The 5,450-nt window shown below is 67.3% G+C and carries 4 protein-coding genes and 1 pseudogene; all 5 read left to right on the top strand.

Annotation, left to right across the window (positions count from 1 at the left end; genetic code table 11):
- Positions 1 to 237, top strand: a pseudogene (locus tag WBV89_RS03290) (hypothetical protein); the annotation flags it as partial.
- Complete coding sequence (locus tag WBV89_RS03285; RefSeq protein WP_423979918.1) at positions 234 to 425, top strand: hypothetical protein; 192 nt, start codon at positions 234 to 236, stop codon at positions 423 to 425. The pseudogene WBV89_RS03290 and the gene WBV89_RS03285, both read left to right, overlap by 4 nt.
- Before the next feature lie 172 nt (positions 426 to 597).
- Positions 598 to 3,198: a flavin-containing monooxygenase gene (locus WBV89_RS03280; RefSeq protein ID WP_423979917.1), complete on the top strand. Its 2,601-nt coding sequence runs from the start codon at positions 598 to 600 to the stop codon at positions 3,196 to 3,198.
- A gap of 25 nt (positions 3,199 to 3,223) precedes the next feature.
- Positions 3,224 to 4,471 (top strand): CaiB/BaiF CoA transferase family protein, encoded by a 1,248-nt coding sequence (locus WBV89_RS03275; protein WP_423979916.1) that lies wholly within the window; start codon positions 3,224 to 3,226, stop codon positions 4,469 to 4,471.
- 58 nt (positions 4,472 to 4,529) lie between these two features.
- Positions 4,530 to 5,450, top strand: a 921-nt coding sequence (locus WBV89_RS03270) for an NAD(P)H-dependent flavin oxidoreductase (RefSeq protein WP_423979915.1), incomplete at its 3' end; no start/stop codon positions are given.

Here is a 5,450-nt window from a genome sequence, read left to right as displayed (position 1 = left end):
ATCGAGCACCGCGCGGCCGGCGCAGAGATCGTGCTGGACGCGTGCCCGTTCGCCACGGCGGCACTCGTCGACCCGGACAGCGTGTGCGCGGTTCACCTCGGACTCGCGCGGGGTGTGGCCGAACGGGTCGGTGGGATCCGCGTCGACGAACTCGTCCTCCGCGATCCACGCGAGGTGCAGTGCCGGCTCCGGGTGCACCTCGAGGATGGACATGACGTGTGGAGACCGATGCGATGAAACCGTCTCCAGATCGCGACGATCACGACGATCACGACGATCACGACGATCACGATGATGCCGACCTCGGCGGGGAAGCGCCCTGCTGGGCTCATTTCATGGGCGACCTCGATCTTGACGAGACCCGCGACCTCGACGACGGTCGGCCCGACGAGGCAGGAGACCCCGCCGCCCGCGCCGGCGACTGACCCCGAGCCGTCGGCGGTGAGCGAACTGCCACCTGGGCGTCGGTTCGCTGACCCCGGGGGTCTGGAGGCGTCGGTGGGGGATGGCCGGCGCGCCGGGTCGATCCGATCGAGCGCGCCGTGTGATGATGTCCACGATCGGTGCGATGGGAGCATCGTCGAGTGGGAGGTCGTCGTGAACGAACAGAGTCGTAGTCCGGAATTCGACGTGGTGGTGGTCGGAGCGGGGGTTGCCGGTCTCTACCTCCTGCATCGACTGCGCGAGATGGGCGTGACCGCCGTGGCCTTCGAGAGCGGGGACGACGTCGGCGGCACCTGGTACTGGAACCGGTACCCGGGAGCGCGGTGCGACGTCCAGAGCATCGACTATTCGTACAGCTGGGACACCGAACTCGATGAACAGTGGGAGTGGTCCGAGCGCTATGCGACGCAGCCCGAGATCCTCCGGTACCTCGGCTTCGTGGCCGACAAGCACGATCTGCGGCGCGACATCCGCTTCTCGACCCGCGTCGACGGCGCCGTCTGGAACGACGCGACGTCGCTGTGGGAGATCGCCACCGACGACGGGGCGACGACAACCTGTCGCTACTACGTGATGGCGACCGGGTGCCTCTCGGTGATGAAGGACGCCGACATCGCCGGAGTCGGAACGTTCGACGGCGAGGTGTACTACACGGGTCGTTGGCCGCACGAGGAGGTCGACTTCACCGGCAAGCGCGTCGGCGTGATCGGAACCGGATCGTCGGCGATCCAGTCGATTCCGATCATCGCCTCGCAGGCCGACGAGCTCACGATCTTCCAGCGGACCCCGAACTTCTCGATTCCCGCCTACAACGGGCCGGTTCGTCCGGCCGACGCCGCGCGGATCAACGCCGATCGAGCGGCGTACCGCGAGGAGGCGCGCTGGTCGTCGAGTGGAGTGCCGCGCGAGGTCGCCGAGCTCAGCGCCCTCGAGGTGACCGAGGAGGTCCGACAGGAACGGTACGAGCGGGCCTGGCAGGAAGGGACGATCTTCTCGCTGATGGGGGCGTTCAACGACATCCTCACGAACGCCGACGCGAACGACACCGCCGCCGAGTTCGTCCGCAACAAGATCCGCTCGATCGTCGACGACCCGGTGACGGCCGAAGCGTTGTGTCCGAAGACGTACCCGTTGGGCACGAAGCGGCTGTGTCTCGACTCGGGGTACTACGCGACCTTCAACCAGCCCCATGTCCGGCTCGTCGACCTGCGTGAGAACCCGATCCAGTCGATCACCGGAGCGGGAATCGACGTCGTGACGGCGGACGGTGCCACGTCCTACGAGTTCGACGCGATCGTCTTTGCGACGGGCTTCGACGCGATGACCGGGGCGATCGTCTCCGTCGACATCACGGGGCGCGACGGTGTCCAGCTCCGTGACCGTTGGGCGGACGGACCCCACACGTATCTCGGGGTGATGTCGGTCGGGTTCCCGAACTTGTTCATGGTGACCGGGCCGCAGAGCCCGTCGGTGCTGTCGAACATGGCGCTGTCGATCGAACAGCACGTCGACTGGATCTGCGACACGATCGAACACCTCCGCACAGACGGCAAGGCCGTCATCGAGCCCACCCCTGTCGCCGAGGCGGGATGGGTTCGGCATTCGAACGACTTCGCCGACCTCACGCTGTTCCCCCAGGCGAACTCCTGGTACATGGGAGCGAACGTGCCCGGAAAACCGCGAGTCGTGCTCCCGTACCTCGGTGGCGTCGACCGCTACAGGAAGACCTGCGACCAGGTCGTGGAGCGCGGCTACCTCGGCTTCGAGGTGTCGGGTGAGGAAGGAACCGAGGTCAACGACGGTGTGATCATCCAGCTCCAACCCGACGTGGGGATCATGATCGAGTTCATGGAGGAGCTTGCCCTTCCTCCGATGGACTCGATGTCGCCGGTCGAGGCACGGGCGTTCTCGGAGGCCATGGCAGCCGAGAGCCCGGCCGGCCCCGACGTCGGCCAGGTGCTCGACGGAACGCTCCCGGGCGCCGACGGCAACGATCTCGACTTTCGGCTGTATCGACCCGCCGAGCAGGGTCCCCACCCGATCGTCATCTACTTCCACGGTGGTGGGTGGGTGATCGGCAACGCGACGTCTGACGATGCGCTCTGTCGGGATCTGTGTGTGCGATCGGGCGCGGTGATCGTCTCGGTCGACTACCGCCACGCTCCCGAAGCTCGGTTCCCCGCTGCTCCCGACGACGGGTTCGCGGCGGTGCGCTGGATCGCCGACCACGTCGACGACTTCGGTGGCGTGCCCGGTCAGCTCGCGGTTGCCGGATGGAGCGCGGGCGCGAACATCGCAGCGGTCGTCACGCAACGTGCACGTGACGAAGGCGGGCCCGAGATCAGCGGGCAGCTGCTGCTCACGCCGGTAACCGACTGTGACTTCACGCGGCCGTCGTACACCGAGAACGGCGACGGATACATCCTGACCACGGCGTTGATGACCTGGTTCTGGGACCACTACGCCGACGTCGCTGATCGCGACGACCCGCGGGCGTCTCCGTTGCGTGCGGAATCGCTGGCCGGACTTCCGCCCGCGATGATCGTGACCTGCGAGTTCGATCCGCTGCGCGACGAGGGTGAGGCCTACGCCGCGGCCCTGGCCGACGCCGGTGTCGACGTGCGTCATCGGCGGGCTCGTGGGCAGATCCACACGTCGGTTCCGGCGGTGAACGCGCTCCTGTCCGGCGTCTCCGTTCGTGGTGAGATGGCCGATGCGCTGCGCGGGTTCTTCCCCGCCGGTGTCCCGGCGTGATGCCACGGCCCGCGTCGAGCGGCAGATGACTGCCGGGATCCGACCACTCGACGGGATCACGGTCATCGAGGTCGACAGCTGGATGGCGGCGCCGAGCGCCGGAGCGATCCTCGCCGACCTCGGTGCCGACGTCATCAAGGTCGAACCACTCGGTGGCGACGCGATGCGCGGCACGGGACGACCCGCCAAGGTCGAGGGGCCGTTCAAGGGATACGACTTCGTGTTCGACGTCGACAACCGGGGGAAGCGGTCGATCGCGGTCGACCTCGCTTCGTCGGACGGTGCGGCGGTGGTCCAGCGGCTGGCCGGTACCGCGGACATCTTCCTCTGCAACCTGCTGCCGCACCGACAGCAACGCTTCGGTCTGGACCCGGTTGCGCTGCTCGAACAGAATCCGACAATCGTGCACGCCACGCTCACCGGATACGGCACGCACGGCCCCGAGGCGTGGAGGCCCGGCTACGACGTCACCGCCTTCTTCGGGCGTTCGGGCCTCTACGACTCGATGCGCGAGACGAGCACCGGACTCGTCCCGATGGCCCGACCTGCGCAGGGAGATCACGCGGCGGGTCTGGCGCTGGTGACGAACATCCTCGCTGCTCTTCGACTCGTCGACAGGATCGGCGAGGGACAGGTCGTCGAAGTGTCGCTGTACGAGACGGCGGCGTGGACCCTCGCGTCCGACTACGGCGTCACCGCAACGGACCGGGCACCGGTTCGGCAGCGGTCGCGAACCCAGCAGATCACGCCGCTCACGAACCGCTACCCCTGCGGCGACGACCGCTGGGTCGTGTTCAACATGCCCGAGGCCCCGGCGTTCGCACGATTCTGCGGCGCGGTGGGTCTCGAGCATCTGGTCGATGATGAACGCTTCGACAGCGTGCGCAATCGATTCGTGAACATGGCCGAACTCGTCGAACTCATCGACGAAGCGCTCAGCGCGCGCGGTCGTGACGAGTGGGGACCGATCTTCGACGAGCACCGACTCATCTGGGGCCCGGTCCTCGGTTTGCACGAGGTCGTCGTCGACGACCAGGCCGAGGCGATGGGGATGTTCCCGACGATCGACCACCCGGAACTCGGCGAGTACCGCAGCGTGCGATCGCCGATCCGCCTGAAGGGCGTCGACACCGCACCGACCGCTCCGGCGCCTTCACTCGGTGAGCACGGCCGATCGGTCCTCGCCGAGGCCGGCTTGTCGACCGAGGAGATCGATGCGCTCGTGGCCGCCGGTGTGATCGGCTCGTCCGGCGTCGTCGCCGAGGACACCTGACGCAGCTTCGTGCGGTCCGCGTTCGTCGGAGGATGCGTCGACCCACTACGCAATGGTGATGACCTCGTCGTTCCCGAACCGCGTCACCGACATGCTCGGTGTCGAGTATCCGATCGTCCAAGCTCCGATGGGATGGATCGCTCGCTCACAGCTCGCCTCGGCGGTTTCGAATGCGGGCGGCATGGGCATCATCGAAACGTCGTCGGGCGAACTCGACGCCGTGCGGATCGAGATCGAGAAGATGGCCGATCTCACCGACAAACCGTTCGGTGTCAACATCGCGCAGGCCTTCGTGCGCGATCCCGACATCGTGCAGTTCGTCGTCGACCAGGGTGTCCAGTTCGTCACGACGTCGGCGGGCAACCCGACCAAGTACACCGCACAGCTCAAGGAGGCCGGGCTGACCGTCTTCCACGTCGTGCCGACGCTCTACGGTGCGCTCAAGGCCGTCGAGGCCGGAGTCGACGGGCTGGTCGTCGAAGGGGGAGAGGGCGGTGGGTTCAAGAACCCGCGCGACGTCGCGTTGATGGTGCTGCTCCCGCTGATCGCCTCGAAGGTCGATGTCCCGATCATCGCCGCCGGTGGCATGGTCGACGGTGCGTCGATGGCCGCCGCGCTCGCACTCGGGGCCGAGGGGATCCAGATGGGAACGAGGATGGTGTCGGCGGCGGAGTCGCCCGTCCACGACAACTGGAAGCAGTCGATCATCGACGCCGCCGAGACCGACACCGTCTTTCTCAACCGGCACACCTCGCCGGCGCTGCGGGCGTTGCGGACCGAACGGAGCGAGGCGCTCGAACTCGACACCGAGACGAATGCGATGACCGCGCTCGTCGGCTCGACGCTCGACCTCTACTTCGGCGGCGACATGAACGCCAGCCTCGCTCTGACCGGACAGGTGGCCGGACGCATCGACGAGGTCGAACCCGTCGCCGACATCATCACCCGCTGCGCCGCCGAGTGCCGCACCCTCCTCGGC

Source organism: Ilumatobacter sp., assembly GCF_049588435.1.
Taxonomy (GTDB): Bacteria; Actinomycetota; Acidimicrobiia; order Acidimicrobiales; family Ilumatobacteraceae; genus Ilumatobacter_A.
This window is presented reverse-complemented; position numbering and strand designations above follow the sequence as displayed.

Coding starts and splice junctions, on each gene's coding strand:
- WBV89_RS03285 (WP_423979918.1), top strand. CDS start 234: ATGAAACCGTCTCCAGATCGCGACGATCACGACGATCACGACGATCAC.
- WBV89_RS03275 (WP_423979916.1), top strand. CDS start 3,224: ATGACTGCCGGGATCCGACCACTCGACGGGATCACGGTCATCGAGGTC.